This is a genomic window from Chryseobacterium sp. 22458 (assembly GCF_052044975.1).
GTDB lineage: Bacteria > Bacteroidota > Bacteroidia > Flavobacteriales > Weeksellaceae > Chryseobacterium.
In genome coordinates this window covers 235,747-252,471 of record NZ_JBQEOA010000004.1, presented here as the reverse complement: position 1 = coordinate 252,471, position 16,725 = coordinate 235,747, and the positions used below count along the sequence as shown (strand labels likewise).

Annotated in this window: 15 protein-coding genes; 7 read left to right on the top strand and 8 right to left on the bottom strand. The window is 39.1% G+C overall.

Annotated features, from left to right (window positions below; all coding sequences use genetic code 11):
• Nucleotides 1-28: 28 nt before the first annotated feature.
• The 5 genes from ACTJJF_RS15535 to folP form a co-directional block, all read right to left on the bottom strand.
• Nucleotides 29-310: an ACT domain-containing protein gene (locus tag ACTJJF_RS15535; protein WP_123841582.1), complete on the bottom strand. Its 282-nt coding sequence runs from the start codon at nucleotides 308-310 to the stop codon at nucleotides 29-31.
• Nucleotides 311-320: 10 nt separating this feature from the next.
• Nucleotides 321-2,045 carry a biosynthetic-type acetolactate synthase large subunit gene (ilvB, locus tag ACTJJF_RS15530; protein ID WP_440700218.1) on the bottom strand — a complete coding sequence of 575 codons (1,725 nt, stop codon included), beginning with the start codon at nucleotides 2,043-2,045 and terminating at the stop codon, nucleotides 321-323.
• A gap of 10 nt (nucleotides 2,046-2,055) precedes the next feature.
• Nucleotides 2,056-3,735 carry a dihydroxy-acid dehydratase gene (ilvD, locus tag ACTJJF_RS15525; RefSeq protein ID WP_312299894.1) on the bottom strand — a complete coding sequence of 560 codons (1,680 nt, stop codon included), beginning with the start codon at nucleotides 3,733-3,735 and terminating at the stop codon, nucleotides 2,056-2,058.
• Between the two features lie 179 nt (nucleotides 3,736-3,914).
• Entirely contained in the window at nucleotides 3,915-4,787 is an 873-nt protein-coding gene (gene ilvE / locus ACTJJF_RS15520) for a branched-chain-amino-acid transaminase (protein ID WP_312299896.1), read from the bottom strand.
• Between the two features lie 373 nt (nucleotides 4,788-5,160).
• Complete coding sequence (gene folP, locus ACTJJF_RS15515; RefSeq protein WP_440700217.1) at nucleotides 5,161-6,027, bottom strand: dihydropteroate synthase; 867 nt, start codon at nucleotides 6,025-6,027, stop codon at nucleotides 5,161-5,163.
• Between the two features lie 268 nt (nucleotides 6,028-6,295).
• On the opposite strand from folP, the gene ACTJJF_RS15510 reads away from it, so the two are divergent.
• From ACTJJF_RS15510 to ACTJJF_RS15480, 7 genes are all read left to right on the top strand, one after another.
• Complete coding sequence (locus ACTJJF_RS15510; protein WP_440700216.1) at nucleotides 6,296-6,862, top strand: DUF1599 domain-containing protein; 567 nt, start codon at nucleotides 6,296-6,298, stop codon at nucleotides 6,860-6,862.
• 1 nt (nucleotide 6,863) lies between these two features.
• Nucleotides 6,864-7,973 carry a BT_3928 family protein gene (locus ACTJJF_RS15505; protein WP_440700215.1) on the top strand — a complete coding sequence of 370 codons (1,110 nt, stop codon included), beginning with the start codon at nucleotides 6,864-6,866 and terminating at the stop codon, nucleotides 7,971-7,973.
• Nucleotides 7,974-8,052: 79 nt separating this feature from the next.
• Nucleotides 8,053-8,403 carry a TerB family tellurite resistance protein gene (locus tag ACTJJF_RS15500; protein ID WP_312299904.1) on the top strand — a complete coding sequence of 117 codons (351 nt, stop codon included), beginning with the start codon at nucleotides 8,053-8,055 and terminating at the stop codon, nucleotides 8,401-8,403.
• Between the two features lie 23 nt (nucleotides 8,404-8,426).
• The gene (locus tag ACTJJF_RS15495) at nucleotides 8,427-10,553 is read left to right on the top strand and encodes a S9 family peptidase (RefSeq protein ID WP_440700214.1); all 2,127 of its coding nucleotides are present in this window, start codon (nucleotides 8,427-8,429) and stop codon (nucleotides 10,551-10,553) included.
• A 3-nt stretch (nucleotides 10,554-10,556) separates the two neighbouring features.
• Nucleotides 10,557-10,961 carry a hypothetical protein gene (locus ACTJJF_RS15490; protein WP_440700213.1) on the top strand — a complete coding sequence of 135 codons (405 nt, stop codon included), beginning with the start codon at nucleotides 10,557-10,559 and terminating at the stop codon, nucleotides 10,959-10,961.
• 13 nt (nucleotides 10,962-10,974) lie between these two features.
• Complete coding sequence (tpiA, locus tag ACTJJF_RS15485) at nucleotides 10,975-11,736, top strand: triose-phosphate isomerase (protein ID WP_065397062.1); 762 nt, start codon at nucleotides 10,975-10,977, stop codon at nucleotides 11,734-11,736.
• Between the two features lie 14 nt (nucleotides 11,737-11,750).
• The gene (locus ACTJJF_RS15480; protein ID WP_065397061.1) at nucleotides 11,751-12,050 is read left to right on the top strand and encodes a hypothetical protein; all 300 of its coding nucleotides are present in this window, start codon (nucleotides 11,751-11,753) and stop codon (nucleotides 12,048-12,050) included.
• 47 nt (nucleotides 12,051-12,097) lie between these two features.
• Here ACTJJF_RS15480 and ACTJJF_RS15475 read toward each other — a convergent pair whose 3' ends face one another.
• From ACTJJF_RS15475 to dnaG, 3 genes are all read right to left on the bottom strand, one after another.
• Nucleotides 12,098-13,366 (bottom strand): esterase-like activity of phytase family protein, encoded by a 1,269-nt coding sequence (locus tag ACTJJF_RS15475; protein ID WP_440700212.1) that lies wholly within the window; start codon nucleotides 13,364-13,366, stop codon nucleotides 12,098-12,100.
• Between the two features lie 472 nt (nucleotides 13,367-13,838).
• Nucleotides 13,839-14,525 carry an ATP-dependent Clp endopeptidase proteolytic subunit ClpP gene (clpP, locus tag ACTJJF_RS15470; RefSeq protein ID WP_312297702.1) on the bottom strand — a complete coding sequence of 229 codons (687 nt, stop codon included), beginning with the start codon at nucleotides 14,523-14,525 and terminating at the stop codon, nucleotides 13,839-13,841.
• Between the two features lie 112 nt (nucleotides 14,526-14,637).
• The gene (gene dnaG, locus ACTJJF_RS15465; protein ID WP_440700211.1) at nucleotides 14,638-16,623 is read right to left on the bottom strand and encodes a DNA primase; all 1,986 of its coding nucleotides are present in this window, start codon (nucleotides 16,621-16,623) and stop codon (nucleotides 14,638-14,640) included.
• Nucleotides 16,624-16,725: the final 102 nt, after the last annotated feature.

Genomic DNA, 16,725 nt, shown 5'->3' with positions numbered 1-16,725 from the left:
ATTTATTATTTTTTGATTTAATGCATTGTTAGCTGGCAAATTCTATTGCCGTGAAATGTGGATTTTTATGATAATGAACTTCCAGTACATCCACCTGTTTTTCCATTTGTCTGGTAATTTTCTGTACCGATTCTTCTGTTTCCCTGATCACGATGACAAATTTTTTCACACGTTCCGTTTCAGAAGGTCCAACATTAAAGGTCACCATGGAAATTCTCCTTCTTGAAAAAATCGCATTGATCCTGCTGATCAGCCCTAAATAATCCTCTGTATAAGCCGTAATGGTATATTCTTTATGTTCTGTTCTCATCTTTTATATTTTAAAATTTATTATTCAGCACAATCTCTGAAACACTTTTTCCCTGTGGGATCATTGGAAATACATTATGCTCTTTTCCGGTCATTACCTCAAGAAGAAAAGCTCCGTTATAATCCAGCATTGTATGCAGGGCAGTTTCAAGATCTTCCCGTTCAGATACCCTGCATCCTTCAATTCCATATCCTCTTGCTACCTGTACAAAATCCGGGCTCTGAATATCTACAGACGAATATCTTTCTTCATGAAACAATTCCTGCCATTGCCTTACCATGCCCAGATAACAATTGTTCAGAATTAAGATTTTAACATCAGGACGGTATTGCATAATGGTTCCCAACTCCTGTATATTCATCTGCGCTCCTCCATCACCCATTACAGCAATCACCTTACGGCCGGTTTGTGCGTACGAAGCTCCTATTGCTGCCGGAAGACAGAATCCCATTGTTCCTAATCCGCCGCTTGTCACATTGGTTCGTGAATGTTTAAAACCTGAATATCTGCAGGTAGCCATCTGATGCTGACCTACATCCGTTACAATCACTGCTTCCCCTTCTGTGATTTCATTAAGGCGCCGGATCACTTCCCCCATGGTAATTTCTCCTTCCAGCGGATATAATTCTTTCCTGATCAGTGTGCTGTCTTCAATTTCAAAACAGTAAGTAAACTTCTTATGCCATTCGGAATGGTCTCTTTTCCTGATCAAATCAGTAAGGAGCGGAAGCGTTTCTTTACAGTTTCCCAGTATTGGTATATCTGCCTTTACGTTTTTATCAATCTCAGCCTTGTCAATATCCAGATGAATGATCTTTGCCTGCTTCGCATACTGGTCCAGCCTTCCTGTCACCCTGTCATCAAAACGCATCCCGACAGCAATCAGGACATCACATTCGTTGGTAAGAACATTAGGTCCGTAATTTCCGTGCATTCCCACCATTCCCACAGCCTGCGGATGATCGGTAGGAATGGCACTCATTCCTAAAACCGTCCAGGCCACCGGAATTCCGGATTTCTCGGCAAAATTCAGGAACTCTTTTTCTGCTTTTCCCAGCATAATTCCCTGTCCGGCAATCACAAAAGGTTTCTCTGCATAATTAATCAGAGCGGCAGCTTTTTCGATATTCCCCATATCAGGTCTAGGATCCGGATTATAGCTCCTTAATGAATAGCATGGAGAATATCCCCTGAACAGAATATGCTGTAACTGGGCATTTTTGGTAACGTCAATGAGTACCGGCCCCGGACGTCCTGATTTTGCAATATAGAACGCTTTTGCCAGCACTTCGGGAAGCTCATGGGCATCCGTAACCTGATAATTCCATTTGGTGACAGGGCTTGTAATATTCATCACATCAATCTCCTGAAAGGCATCCGTACCCAAAAGATGTTCAAAGACCTGACCTGTGATACATACCAAAGGAGTATTGTCCAGTAAGGCATCTGCCAGGCCTGTCACCAGATTGGTTGCTCCCGGCCCGCTGGTTGCCAGTACAACGCCCACTTCGCCGGAAACTCTGGCAAGTCCCTGTGCTGCGTGTACTGCTGCCTGCTCATGGCGGACCAGAATATGTTCCAGCTGCTCTTTATAGTCATACAATGCATCATAAATGGGAATGATGGCTCCTCCCGGATACCCGAAAACCGTTTTTACACCTTCCTGAATAAAAGCTTCCAGAATGATCCGGCTTCCGCTAAGTTCTGTTTCATTAGATCTGTTTAAATGCTCCATGATATTGTGATTATGAGATTTCATCCGTTACACAGCCTTCAGCAGCTGATGATACGGTTAATGCATATTTATAGAGTAATCCTTTCTGTACTTTCAGTGAAGGTTTTTGCCAGCCCTGTTTTCGTTTTTCGATTTCTTCTTCTGAAACTTTAAGCTGTATGGTATTATTGACAGCGTCTATTTCGATAAGGTCATCATTTTCTACAAAGGCAATCAAGCCTCCTTCATAAGCTTCCGGGCTAATATGTCCCACTACGAAGCCATGGGTTCCTCCACTGAACCGGCCATCTGTGATCAGGGCAACACTGCTTCCCAAACCTGCACCTATCAATGCGCTGGTGGGTTTCAGCATTTCCGGCATCCCGGGAGCTCCTTTTGGGCCTTCATTCCGGATGACGATGACATCACCTTTCTGTACGGTTCCATCCTGAATTCCCCTGATGAGATTTTTTTCGCCATCAAATACACGGGCTTTTCCGGCAAAACGTTCTCCTTCTTTTCCAGTAATTTTGGCTACACTTCCTTTTTCTGCAAGATTACCATACAATATTCTCAAATGTCCGGTCGCTTTTACCGGTTGTGAAAGAGGTTTTACAATTTTCTGGGTATTGAAATCCAGATCCGGAACATTTTCCAGATTTTCAGCCAATGTTTTTCCTGTTACTGTAAGGCAGTCACCGTGCAGAAGCCCTTGCTGTAAGAGATACTTCATTACCGCAGGGGTCCCTCCATGCTCATGAAGATCCTGCATCAGATATTTTCCGCTGGGTTTAAGATCTGCCAGAACCGGTGTACAGTCGCTCATCTTTTGAAAGTCATCCTGAGTAACCTGTACTCCTACACTTTTAGCCATCGCTATAAAATGCAGGACGGCATTGGTACTTCCTCCGAGGATTACAATCAGGCGTAATGCATTTTCAAAAGCTTTACGGGTCATGATATCGGAGGGTTTGATATCTTTTTCCAATAATATTTTCAGGTATTTTCCCGCTTCATGGCATTCTTCCTGTTTTTCTTTGCTTAAAGCAGGATTGGAAGAGGAATAGGGCAGACTCATCCCCAACGCTTCTATTGCTGAAGCCATTGTATTGGCAGTATACATTCCACCACAGGCACCTGCACCCGGGCATGAATTTTTGACAACGCCATCAAAATCTTCTTCAGAAATTTCGCCGGCGATTTTTTTACCTAAAGCTTCAAAAGCAGAAACAATATTGAGCTGTTCTCCTTTATAGCATCCCGGAGCAATGGTTCCTCCGTATACCATGATAGAAGGTCTGTTCAGTCTTCCCATGGCAATTATGGTTCCCGGCATATTTTTGTCACATCCCGGCAGTGCGATAAGACCGTCATAATATTGTGCTCCGCAGATCGCTTCAATACTGTCGGCGATCACATCACGGCTTACTAAAGAATAACGCATTCCTTCTGTTCCGTTGCTCATCCCGTCACTTACCCCGATCGTATTGAATATTAATCCGGCCAGACCATGATCCCAGGTTCCTTTTTTGACCATTTTTGCCAGATCGTTGAGATGCATATTACAGGTATTCCCGTCATAGCCCATACTTGCAATTCCGACCTGAGCCTTGTTCATATCTTCTTCTGTAAAACCTATCCCGTATAACATGGCTTTTGCAGCGGGCTGCTCGCTGTTCTGTGTAAATGTTTTTGAATATTTATTTAACATATTTTCCTGCATTTGCTTTTCTTTATCCTGTTTTTATAATGAAGTCTTTGCTTAATTCCGACCCAAAACTACAGCTTGTTATATTTTTATCATTTTCAAATTTTCCGAAAACTACAATATCCAACCGTTTGAAAAACAGATTTACTTAACTGAAAATCAATTGTTTAAATTTTTAAAATTTACAATGACAAAACTCTTACTCTTTTCTGATAAGCCTGTTGTACAAGAGCACTTGCGGTATCATCCCATTTCTTGGTAAAGGGAATATCATCAAGAGAATCCAGGGCAACAATCTCGGCTGCTGTTCCGCAGAAAAACCCTGCATCGGCCCCTCGCATTTCTTCCGGTGAAAAGAACTCTTCTTTTACAGGAATATTCAACTCATCGCAGATCTCAAAGACCGTCTGCCTTGTAATTCCGGGTAGAATGCTTCCTTTTGCAGGGGTAAACAGCATTCCGTTTTTTTCGTAGAATACATTGGCTCCCGAACTTTCAGCCACATTTCCGTTTTCATCCAGAACAAGGGCTTCGTCATATCCTTTATCTTTAGCATCCTGACAAGCCAGAATGGAGTTGACATAGTGACCGCCTACCTTGGCTTCTACCTTGAACGCTTTAGGATTGGGGCGCTGAAAGTCTGAAGTCATGATCTTCATTTTATCTGCGAGATATCCATTATTCCATTCCCAGGCTAACAGGGAGAGATAGGATTGTTTTCCTTTTGACAAAGACATATTCGGGGAGCAGGTCACCAACGGGCGGATATAAGCATCTGTGAATCCGTTTCTTTCCAAAAGCTCATACGTAAGTTCTGTAAGCTGTTCTACGGAGTAATCGAAAGGAATATGCATCAGTTCTGCCGATCTTTTCAGTCTTTCATAATGTTCTTTTGCTTTAAAGATCATGGTTCCGTTTTCTGTGCTGTAAGATTTAATGCCTTCAAAAACGGAGTATCCGTAGTGGAGTGACTGTCCGTAAAGATCAGTTCCCGCTTCTTTTGCTTTCATAAAGTTTCCGTCAAAATAGATGATCGTGTCGTCGTTGTAATACATGTTATATGGGGGTTAAAATTTAATAAAGGGAATAAAAAAAGCCCTCTCACGCTGTGAGAGGGCTCAATATATGTACAGTCATACACTTTCCTTCTCACAGACGCAAGGGAATAATAATGACGATAATAATTACTGTTAATAACTGATACATATGCTGTACAAATAAAAAAATTAAAACAAAAAAAAAGCCGCTTCAAAAATGAAACGGCTTATATATAATTTAAATTAAAAATCTACTTTTAAAATGCCGTTTCCTTACTGTTGTAAATGACAACAGCTGCAATAGAAATGACAATAATATTTTTCTGATTCGTAAAATTCATGTTGCAAATGTATAAACTTTTTAATTACTCACAAGTTTTTTTAACACTTTTTATTTTTTTAATAAAAATTGAGTAAGTGTTTCCTTTGCTTCAGCAACGTCATGAACTCTTAAAATCTTTGCTCCCTGCTCCAATACTTTCAGGTGAAGTTTCTGGGTTTCTTCATTGATATCCATTGGCGATTTCCCAAGAGGTTTATAGATAAATGACTTTCTTGAAATCCCTATGAGTAAAGGCAATCTTCCAAATCCAAGGTATTCCACTTCACTGATCATTTTCATCTGGTCTTCCACAGTTTTTCCAAAACCGAAACCCGGGTCAAGAATAATATCATTGACTCCTTTTTCCCGAAGCAGATTTACCTTTTCGGAAAAATAACGGTTGACCTCCAGCGTAATGTCTTCAAATCTTATTTTATCATGCATGGTTTCATAAGACGGATTGATGTGCATGAGGATATAAGGAAGCTTTGTTTCCGCCACTGTATCAAACATTTCTGCATCGTATTGCCCGCCTGAAATATCATTGACAATGTCGATTCCCTCATTGAATCCGAACCTGACAGTATCAGCATAAAAAGTATCCAGCGAGATCAATGCTTCCGGAAATTCTTTTTTAATCCGGGAGATCATGTTTCCAATCCTGTTTATTTCTTCTTCACTGCTCAGAAATTCAGCGTTGGGGCGTGTAGACTGCGGACCGATATCAATGATTTCAGCTCCTTCTCTCAGAAGTTTTTCGGTCTGCTTCAATGCCGTATTTTCATTATTGAATTTTCCTCCGTCAGAGAATGAATCGGGAGTAAGATTGAGAATTCCCATGATTTTTGGCATGTGGAGCTGGATGAGACGGCCGTTGCAGTTGATAGAGTAAATTTCAGGTTCTGAAGGTTTGAAAATGGTAGCGTTTGGGAGCATGAGAGAGTCTATAATTGATTGGACGATGAATGATTTTTATTGTGCAAAATTAAGGATTTGTAAGATGTATTAAGATAAAATTTGAGATAAGATAACAGATAAAAAGATGATAGAAAGAAATGATAGAAAAGAGATGATAGAGAAAAGATTTTAATTTCCGCAACTTATTACTCATAACTCTTCACCCTCCTACTTTCCCTTCCCACCCAATAAGTGTCAGTCTAAAATCTCGAACCGAATTCGTATATTTGGAAGATTAAGAAAATTTATGCTAAAAACATCAGTACAATTCGGGGAAGTTATCAGTCAGTGTCGTGATCTTTTCAGTAAAAAACTACAGGATTACGGTGCGGCATGGAGGGTTTTAAGGCCAAGTTCCATTACGGATCAGATTTACATCAAAGTCAATAGAATCCGTACGCTGCAGATGACCGATAAAAAGATGGTGGATGAAAGTGAAGAAGATGAATTCGTCGCCATTGTCAACTACTCTATCATTGGGCTTATTCAGCTTGAAAAGGGGCTGGCCAATGACTTTAATGAAAATAAGGAAGAAATTTTAGGTCTGTACGATAAATATGCCAGTGAAGCAAAGGCTTTAATGGAAAGGAAAAATCATGATTATGGTGAAGCATGGAGGGATATGAGGATTTCATCCATCACAGATCTTATCTATCAAAAAGTACTGAGAACCAAACAGATTGAAGACAACCAGGGAAAAACTATCGTTTCCGAAGGTCTTGATGCCAATTATTTCGATATGCTGAATTATGCTGTTTTCTGTCTGATCAAATTTTCTGAAAAAAATAATCAATTCGAACCCAAAACTATTTAATATGATCAAAGGTTTATTACGCTTTATTATTGCAGTTATTTTCATTCTTTCAGGCTTTGTAAAAGCTGTGGATCTGGTAGGATTTTCTTTTAAAATGGAGGAATATTTCTCTCCTGCGGTCTTTAATATGCCGTTTTTTGAAAAATTTGCCCTTCTATTTTCAATCATTGTGGTTGTGCTTGAGCTTTTCCTCGGTTTTATGCTGCTGCTGAAATTAAAGCTTAAATTTACCTTATCATTTTTAATCGCTCTTTGTATATTCTTCGGATTTCTCACTTTTTATTCGGCTTACTTCAATGTAGTGACGGATTGCGGATGCTTCGGTGATGCGATCAAGTTTACTCCATGGCAGAGCTTTTTCAAAGATGTGGCTCTTTTAATTGGGCTCATTCTTCTGTTTGTAATGTATAGAAAGGAATTCCAGAAGAAAGATGAATATGGCGTGAGCAGAAAAGAGTCTTCCAGCAAATTTAAATATGCTCTTCTGGGTATTTTTTCGCTGATCATGGTTTACATTATGGCTCAAGGCATTATGCATGAACCGATCATTGATTTCCGTGATTATAAAATAGGCACAGACATCAGAGGAGAAAAGATGAAAATCAGTAAAAACCCTTCTGAATATAAGACTTTTTATTCTCTGAAAAATCAGAAAACCGGGGAAGTAGTCAGAATCAACCAGGATGATTATATCAAAGAAACCAAATACTGGGCGGAAGGTTCGCCATGGAAAATTGAAGATGGCAAAAATGAATCTGTTCTGACGAAGGAAGGTTACAAATCTGAGATCGTGAAATTTAAAATTGAAGATCCTACAGGGATGGAGCTTACGGAAGAAATCATTAGTGCACCAAAAGCAGTGTTGGTTTTCTCTTATCATCCAAAAGAAGTTCCGGCTGACCTGCTTCAAAAAGTAGAGGCCAAAGTAAACGCTCAGAAAGGAGCATTGATCTATGGAATTTCTACAGACCCGAATACTTTTAAAACGATCAAAAATGCTATGATGGACGGAACTGCTATTAAAACCATAGCAAGAAGCAACCCGTTTGTTCTGTTCCTGGAAAAGGGAAAAATCGTTGACAAGCAGCCCGCTAAAGATTACGTTAAATAATACCGGAATAAAGGCCGGAATGTCAACATCAATCTACATTGATCATCACCATTAAACACTAAACTTAATTATAATACTTATGCAAAAATCAAATAAATCAATCGCCGGTTATCACCTACTAATGATCCTTTCTTCTGTAGACGGAGAGTTTGCTCCTGAAGAAGGAATGCTTGTACAGCAGTATCTGGCGGATGAATTCCCGTTCAGAATGAATCTTGATAATGAGCTTGAAACACTGGCTCTTTTGCAGCCGGAAGAATGGAAAGATCATTTTGAGTTTCATGCAAGATGCTTCCACGAAGATTCTACTGAAGATGAGCGTGTAAAGTTTGTAAAATTTGCAAAATCATTGATCAAAGCTGATAATAAGGTAACGGATGAAGAACATACATTTTACATTCTTCTTAAAAACCTATGGGGTTTGGCATAAACCTTAACCCAAAATAAAAAACCATGAAAAAAATTTATCTAGGATTATTAGTAATGAGTGCATCTACATTTCAGTCTCAGCAATTTCCGAACCTGAAGACTCCTGTTGCAGAAAAGCAGGAACACATCAGAGAAATCCACGGTGATAAGGTCAATGATCCTTATTACTGGATGATTGATTATTTTAAAAAAGGAAAAGATTCTACCAAAGTTGTTGACTACTTAAAGGCAGAGAATACCTATTGGGAAGGCATGATGAAAGATACTGAACCCTTCAGAGAGAAGCTGTTCCAGGAAATGAAGGCCAGAATCAAGGAGAAGGATGAGTCTGTACCTGTTTTTAAAAACGGTTATCATTATTACAGCCGTACAGAAACAGGAAAACAGTATTTCAAATATTGCAGGAAAAAAGGGAGCCTTACTGCTCCGGAAGAAGTTCTTCTGGATGTAGACCAGATGGCGGAAGGACATCCTTATTACGCTGCATCAGGCTTCAGTATCAGCCCGGATAATACTAAAATGATCTACGGAGTGGATGATGTTTCGAGAAGGCAGTACAAGCTATTCTTAAAAGATCTTTCTACCGGAAAAACAATTGATCTCGGGATAAAAAATACAACAGGTTCTGCAACATGGGCCAACGATAATAAAACGATTTTCTATACCTCAAAAAATCCTGAAACCCTTTTAACGGAAAAGATCTTCAGACATACACTGGGAACGGATTCCACAAAAGATGTTCTGGTATATGAGGAAAAGGATAAAACCAACTATATTGGTGTAGGAAAGACTAAAAACAACAAGTTTATCCTGATCGAATCCCGTGCTACCACTTCTTCCGAGACAAGATATCTGGATGCCAATGATCCTAATGGAAACTTCAAAGTTTTCCAACCCAGAATAAAGGATGTATTATATGATGTAACATCTCTGGAAGATAAATTTTTAGTAACAACCAATAAGGATGCCCTTAACTTCAAAGTGGTGGAAGTTCCTTTGGACAAAACAGGTATTGAAAACTGGAAAGATTTTATCCCGCACAGAAAAGATGTGCTTATGGAGGATGTGTCTGCATTCAAGAACTATCTTGTTTTCAGCGAAAGACAGAACGGGCTGACCCAACTGGTAATCTACGACAGAAAAACAGGAAAAAAAGAGTTTCTGAAGTTTGATGAAGCCGCTTATACCGTTTATCCGTCAGCAAATCCTGAATACAATACGGATAATTTCCGTTTCGGATATACTTCCATGATTACTCCAAGCTCTCAGTATGAACAGGATTTGAAGACCGGAAAAAGAACATTATTAAAGCAGCAGGAAGTTCTGGGAGGGTATCAGAAAGAAAATTATACAACCGAAAGGCTTTTTGCCACTGCAAAGGACGGCACCAGGATTCCGATTTCCATTGTTTATAAAAAAGGTTTTAAAAAGGATGGTAAAAATCCATTACTTCTTTATGCGTACGGCTCTTACGGAAGTTCTATGGATGCAACTTTCAGCAGTAACAGGCTGAGTCTTCTCGACAGAGGTTTTGCCTATGCTATTGCTCATATCCGTGGCGGACAGGAAATGGGCAGACAATGGTATGAAGACGGCAAAATGATGAAAAAGAAAAATACATTTACCGATTTCATTGATGCCGGAGAATATCTGGTAAAAGAAAAATATACCTCTCCAAAGCATCTGTATGCCCAGGGAGGAAGTGCCGGCGGATTACTGATGGGTGCCATAGCCAATATGAGCCCTGAGCTGTGGAACGGAGTGATCTCTCAGGTACCTTTCGTAGATGTTGTCAATACCATGCTGGATACAAGTATTCCGCTTACGACCAATGAATATGACGAATGGGGAAATCCGAACAATAAAGAGGCCTATTTCTATATGAAATCTTATTCACCCTACGAAAATATAGAAAAGAAAAACTATCCTAACCTACTGGTAACAACAGGTCTTCATGATTCTCAGGTACAGTATTTCGAACCTGCAAAATGGGTGGCGAAACTGAGAGATATGAAAACGGATAAAAATGTATTATTGCTAAAAACCGATATGGACTACGGTCATGGCGGTGCTTCCGGAAGGTTTGATTACCTGAAGGATATCGCATTGGTGTATGCATTCATGTTTAAACTGGAAGGAATTAATAAATAATCTATGAAAAAATTACTTGTTTTATCCCTGTTTTCTATAGCAGCAGGGTTAACAGCTCAAAAAAAGGAATATGATCCAAAAGTCATGGGATGTTACAAAGGCTCTGAAGTCAATCAGCAGATGGAAGGAGTTTCAAAATATTGGGTATCATGCAGGCTTGAAAAAGGTAAGAGCATTTTGATGTTTGTTGCCATCAACGCAGACGGTAGTGTGGTACAGGAAACGGAAAACGGCAGCTGGTGGACTCAAAACGGGAAATATTATGAACTTCATAAAACAGATAATGTGACCGACATTTATAATTATGAAGTGCTGGCTAATGGTGATGTGAAATTTCAATCTATCGAAATGATGGGAAAAAAGGACAACACCTATGTTTTTACTGACACAAAAATAAACGAAGATTAAATAAGAAATAATTATGAGAAGAAAAATAGTTGCAGGCAACTGGAAAATGAACAAAAATGTAATTGATGCACAACAATTGATGATTCAGTTACTAAGCTATAAAAACAACACTTCTACCAACTGCGAGGTTTGGATCGCTCCCCCGTCTCTGTATCTGATGATGGCCAAAGATATCTTTGAAAAGGATGAGATCGGAGTATTTTCCCAGGATATGAGCGAGCATGAAAGCGGTGCTTACACCGGAGAAATTTCTGCAGACATGTTAGAGTCTATCGACGCAACAGGTTCACTGATCGGTCACTCTGAGAGAAGACAATACCACGGCGAAACAGATGCCCAGTGTAACAAAAAGATTAAGCTGGCATTGGATAAGGGTCTTATTCCTGTCTATTGCAACGGGGAAACTCTTGATCAAAGAAAGGCCGGACAGCACCTTGAAGTGGTAAAAAGCCAGACAGAAGAAGCTCTTTTCACTCTTTCTGCTGAAGAGATCAGAAAAGTCGTAATCGCCTATGAACCGGTTTGGGCTATCGGAACCGGAGAAACGGCAACACCGGAGCAGGCTCAGGAAATTCATGCACACATCAGAAATATTATTGCGGCAAAATACGGTCAGGAAACGGCAGATGAAGTTTCAATCCTTTACGGTGGATCTGTAAAGCCGGATAATGCAAAAGAGATCTTCTCCCAGCCTGATATTGACGGAGGGCTTATTGGAGGTGCTGCTTTAAAATTAGAAGACTTCTCGAAGATCATTGAAGCTTTTAACTCATAAAGACTTTCCATCGGATGAACATAAAAAGATTCAGTATAATATTCTTCGGACTTCTTTTATTTGATTTGATTTATGTCTTTATCTATGATCAGTTTATGATAGGTTTAAAGCCTGAGTTCCTGAATTATCCATTGGCCCTGATCAAGGTTCTGGCCCTATTTCCGGCAGTTCTGTTTAATAAATCGCTGCCCTTCTATGCTCTTATCCCCACTTATCAGGCGATATTGATATTTATAGGGAACGTTTTAGTACAGGCATTTTTAATGTACAGATTCCTCTTTGGAGGAGTAAGAAATAAAAAAGACTATCAATAAAAAACGGCGGAATCTTCGATTCCGCCGTTTCCGTTAAAAAAATCTAATTATTGAATATCGACTACATACATTGTTCCTTTATCCACCTTTCCTGTTTTAGGCAGAATTTTTGTTTTGGGATTTCCGTTTCCATCATCTACAACTCCGAAATCATCATCATTGAAAACCGCCAGTTTATTGTTTCCTAAATAAACAATTCCTTCAAATTTATCATGTTCATACCCCAGCTTTTTAACCAGATCCACGGCCAGGGTTTTGGAAACAGGTTTTATTCCGGCATTGGTAATTTCATCCCATGAGCATTGCTCCAGAGCCTTTCCGTTTATTTCTTTCCCGTTTACAGCATTAATATCGGTGCCGTTTACATCTGTGGCATTGGCCAGGCTGATTCTGTATACTTTTTTGATTCCTCCCTGTGAACCGAAATTTCCGTCTCTTTCGATTACTAAAAATTCAGTACTGCTTAATGCGGTAATATCACAAACCGAATCGGAAGCTCCCCCATCCTGTTTATATAAGAACTGTCTGGTCTGCCCGGTATTGACGTCAAATGTTACAATTCTTGTCAGGGTTGTATTGGTTGCCAATGCTTTTGTAGGAACAAACATCATTGATTGCATGGTACCTACCAATGTTTTTCCGTCCGGTGTCATACAAAGACCTTCCATTCCTCTGTTGGCTCTTCTTTTGGCTAGAACCGCAGGTAATTTTCTTGGTCCTGTATTTACACCCACCGGGCTTATTCTTTCCAGTTCAATTCCGTCAGCACTGTAATGTACGATATGGGGACCATATTCATCAGAAACCCAGAATGTACCATCCGGTGCAGCAACAATACTTTCACTGTCTAATCCGTATTTATCCGTCCCCAGAACATTTCCGGCAGCATCATAAGGTATCTCTCCCGTACTTCCCATTCCCACAGGGTTTGGGAGTCCTGTAATGGGCTGTCCGCCCGGATTTTTAAGTTTAATATATTTAATAACCTCAACATTTCCTTCTGCATTGATCTTAAAATGCATAATGGTTGGAGTGAAATTGGGTGTCAGGAATTTTTTCCCGTTCAGATAATCTGTATTCGGGCCACGGTCTGTGATGACGTAAAATTCACCTTTTCTGGTAGGATGTGCCGCTGCTCCTGAACCAAATCCTCCATTGATTACATCCACTCCATTGATTGTTGCCAATTTGGTAAAAGGAAACTCCTGAGGAAGTCTGGAATAATTGATATCAGTATCCGGATTATTGATGGTATCGTTATCATTACATGATGTAAATGCAGCAAGTATCAAAACAGATAAAAGTAAATTTTTCATATTCTCTTTTATGGCTGCGAAAGTATAAATTGATTATAAACTGATCTTGAATACAATGATAATTGTACTTTAACAATAGAATTACAAAATGAATTGAATATAAACAGAAAAAAGAAAATTTAAAAGTAAAAAACAACCTAACTCAATCATTAATTAATATTAAAGTCAAATTATTTGACTTTTGAGGCAGTTTCTTTTTTATGAAAACATGGAAAACCACCCCGTCAAAAATTCTTTGAATTTTCGCCACCCCTCCAAAGGAGGGGAATTTTTACATCTTCAGCTGAGAATATGGTCTGGATTATAGATTCCTTCTGAAGTATTTCTTCATGATTGATTGTGGCTGTATCCTACGGAATGACAAACTGTATGGATAAACCATCATTCCAATTGTGTCATTCCGTAGGAATCCAAAATTAAACCAACAAAAAACCGCACCAGATTGGTGCGGTTCTTATGATTTTACAATCAATTATTTTTTCTCAGCAGCTCTCTGAAGTACCTCGTCTACCATTCCGTAGCCTTTAGCTTCTTCAGAAGTCATCCAGTAATCTCTGTCAGAAGATTTTTCAACCCATTCGTAAGTCTGACCTGAGTGGTGACCAATGATTTCATATAATTCCTGCTTAAGTTTCAGCATCTCTCTAAGGTTGATCTCCATATCAGAAGCAACACCTTGTGCACCTCCTGAAGGCTGGTGAATCATTACTCTTGAGTGCTTCAGTGCAGAACGTTTTCCTTTTTCACCAGCAACCAATAGTACAGCCCCCATTGATGCAGCCATTCCTGTACAGATTGTAGCCACGTCCGGTTTGATGATCTGCATGGTGTCATAAATACCTAAACCTGCATATACGCTACCACCGGGAGAGTTGATATAGATCTGAATATCTTTTGAAGGGTCTGCGCTTTCAAGGAATAAAAGCTGTGCCGTAACGATATTCGCTACCTGATCATCAATACCTGTTCCCAGGAAGATAATTCTGTCCATCATCAGACGGGAGAAAACGTCCATCTGAGCAACGTTTAATCTTCTTTCTTCCATGATGTACGGGGTAAGATTCGTTGGGCCATACATTCCCATATACTGATCGGTAACCAGACCGTTGTTTCCTAAATGTTTTACAGAGAAGTCTCTGAATTCCTTTTTAATGTCCATATTTCTATTATGTATTATTTTAACAATATTCTCGAAGTTTAAATTACAATATTTATTCCTAAAATTTTATAGGACTTTTTGTCACAGAATCATAGAAAACATTGTCTCTAAACTATCTTCTTCTATCTCTGTAGATCCCTTTGATCGGGGAATATTCAATGATATTGCTTAACCTTATTGAAGCCTGTTTCAGCAACGTTATTTTTTTAATAAGCTCATAATATTTTAATTCATCAGTATCTCTGTACTGATCGAGCTCTTTATCTGTTTCAGTAATCAAATAATCAATATATCTGTATTTATGTAACAAAACATCACCTTTAATCTGATCTGCCACCTTATCTCCGTAATTGGGCGGATAAATATTTCTGGAAGCCCAGTTTTCCAGTTCATCCAAAGGAATCAATGCATCTACAACCTTTGTGGTAATTTCTTCATCCATAAAAGATACAAAAAAGTTTCCACTTCTCAATTCGTCTTTCTGGATTCCTTCCTTTACCTGATTGATAATAATCTCATTACCTTTAATTAAAAAAGTATATTGCTCCTCTTCAAAGTGATGAAGAATTTCTTCAATCACTGTTATCTGATATTCTTCATTATTTTCATTTCTCCTTTTAAGAACGATATCCCCGAATGCTAACATATGCTCAACAAGTTTGTTCTCCATAAACAAAACATCAAACAGGAAAGGATCTTCTTTTTCTTTATCCGGAGGAACAATCTCCATTTTTGGAGCTTCCTTTTCTTTTTGCTGCTGCTGAACGTGGTGGGTCTGATTCTGGGTGATCTGCTTCTGAACATCCAGCTCGTTGAAAAGACTTTGCTCGGAAAGTCCGAATTTATTGGAAACTTCCTTCAGATATACCTCTCTTTTCAGCGCATTCTGCACAAAGGAAACCGATTTTACAATATCACGGATAGCTTCTGCTTTTTTGATAGGATCATTTCCTACATCTCTCAACAGAATTTCCGCTTTGAAGTCAATGAAATCCATCGCTTCATTCTCAATGTACTTTTCTACATATTCCTGCGGATGTTTTCTGGCAAAGGAATCCGGGTCATCTCCATCCGGGAAAAGCAGGACACGGATGTTCATTCCTTCCGTCAAAAGCATATCAATACTTCGGAAACTTGCTTTAATCCCGGCATTATCTCCGTCGAAAAGGATGGTTACGTTTTCAGTAAGCCTTTTGATCAGTTTAATTTGCTCGGTGGTAAGGGAAGTTCCGGAACTTGCCACTACGTTTTCTATCCCAGACATGTGGAGTGAGATCACATCCATATATCCTTCTACCAAAAGACAGCCATTCTTTCTTGAAATAGCCTGCTTACTTTGATTTAATCCGTAAAGAACATTAGATTTATGATAGATTTCGGTTTCCGGGGAATTGAGATATTTTGCCGTTTTGACATTACTCTTCAATATTCTTGCTCCGAATCCTAATACTCTTCCTGAAAAACTGTGAATCGGGAAAATAACTCTTTCCCGGAAACGGTCTACTCCTGCAGGTGTGTTTTCAGGAAAAATGGAAAGTCCGGATTTTTCAAGGATCTCCTTGGTATACCCTTTTTCGAGGGCATAAGCAGTAAAAGCATTCTTTTTCTCCGGAGAATATCCCAGCTGGAATTTTCTGATGATATCATCCTTAAGCTCTCTTTCTTTAAAATAAGAAAGCCCTATGCTTCTTCCCTCCTGGTCATCCCAAAGTATTTCCTGAAAATAGGTATTGGCAACTTCATGAATTTTATAGAGAAGGTCTTTTTCCGTTTGTGCATTTTTGGCCTCTTCGGAAATTTCACGCTGATCTTCTTCAATTTCAATTCCATATTTCTTGGCGGCGTGGCGAAGTGCTTCAGGATAAGTAAAGTTTTCAATTTCCATCAGGAAAGAGATCGCTGTACCTCCTTTTCCGGTAGAGAAATCTTTCCAGATCTGCTTACTTGGTGAAACCACAAAACTTGGCGATTTTTCGTCGTGAAAAGGACTGAGCCCTTTGAAATTAGACCCTGCTCTTTTCAACTGCACATATTCACCCACAATCTCTTCTACTCTGATCGTGGAGAATATTTTATCGATGGTCTGTTTGGAAATCATAGTACAAAAATACACATAAAAAAAAACCTTACAATTATATAATACATGTGCATTATATTTAGCAGGTTTTATCATTATTTTTGCAAAACAAATAACTACGAT